This is a genomic window from Streptomyces sp. NPDC090083 (assembly GCF_044747445.1).
Taxonomy (GTDB): Bacteria; Actinomycetota; Actinomycetes; order Streptomycetales; family Streptomycetaceae; genus Streptomyces.
The window spans coordinates 1-1,214 of sequence record NZ_JBIVED010000029.1 but is presented as its reverse complement, the minus strand read 5'-3'; the positions used below and the strand labels follow the sequence as shown (position 1 = coordinate 1,214).

General features: G+C 68.9%; 1 protein-coding gene. It reads left to right on the top strand.

The genetic code is table 11. The features are described 5' to 3' along the window. A partial coding sequence (locus tag ACIPTO_RS42795; RefSeq protein WP_401201280.1) for an IS701 family transposase occupies window positions 1-1,135 on the top strand: 1,135 nt, incomplete at its 5' end. Window positions 1,136-1,214 lie beyond the last annotated feature (79 nt).

Below are 1,214 nucleotides of genomic sequence, written 5' to 3'. Positions count from 1 at the left end.
GTCGATCCAGCCGATGGCTGAGCGTCTACCGGACGGGAACATGCAGGCCCTGCAGCAGTTCGTGAACCAGTCGCCGTGGGATCCGCTGCCGGTGCGGCGGCGGATCGCCGAGCGGCTGTCCGAAGTGGTCAGGCCGGAGGTGTGGGTGATCGACGACGTGTCGTTTCCCAAGTGCGGGACAGCGTCGGTCGGGGTGGCCCGCCAGTACTGCGGAGCGGTGGGCAAGCGGGCGAACTGCCAGGTCGCGGTCAGTGTCCATGCCGCCACCGACACCGCCTCGTGCCCGTTGGAGTGGCAGTTGTATCTGCCGCGGGAGTGGACGGACGAGCCGGAGCGCTGCCGCAGGGCCGGTGTCCCCGACGGTGTGGTGCACCGGGAGAAGTGGCGTCTGGCGCTCAGTCTTCTGGACACACTCGCCCAGTGGCAGCTGACCGCACCGGTCATCGTGGCCGACGCCGGCTACGGCGTCAGCACGCCGTTCAGGCTCGGTCTCCAGGAACGAGGGCTGTCCTATGTCCTGGCTCTGAACGGGAAGGAAGTCGCCCACCCGGAGGATGCCGAACCGCACCAGCCTGCTTACGGCGGACTCGGACCACCCACTCTTCCCCGCTACCGCACCCCGCCGCGAGCCGTCTCTACCCTCGCGGCGGAGGCGGGTGAGGAGCGGTTCAACGAGGTGACCTGGAGGCAGGGCAGCAAGGGCGCGATGACCTCACGGTTCACGGTGCTGACGGTGCGGCCTGCGGGCAAGCAGTCCCTGGCCGGCGCTCAGGAGTCAGCCGGGGGCCGCAGCCGGTGGGACGGCGTCCTGCCCGTCCAGACCCTCCTCGTCGAATGGCCGGACGGCCAGGCCGCCCCGACCAACTACTGGATATCGAACCTGTCCGCCACCACACCGACCGCTGACCTGGTGCGCTGGGCGAAGATGCGCTGGCGGATCGAACATGACTACCGCGAGCTCAAACACGGCCTGGGCCTGGACCACTTCGAAGGCCGCACCTGGCGCGGCTGGCACCACCACGTCACCCTCGTCACCGCCGCCCAGGCCTTCCTCACCCTCCGCAGGCTCGACCCAAAAGCCGGGGCACCGGCCCGAGCCTCTACCAGACCCTCGACGCCCTCCAAAACCTGCTGATGTGCTGGACCGGCACCTGCACCACCTGCGGCCGCCCCCTCACCACCAGCAGAACCAGAACCTAACGAAGCACTACTAG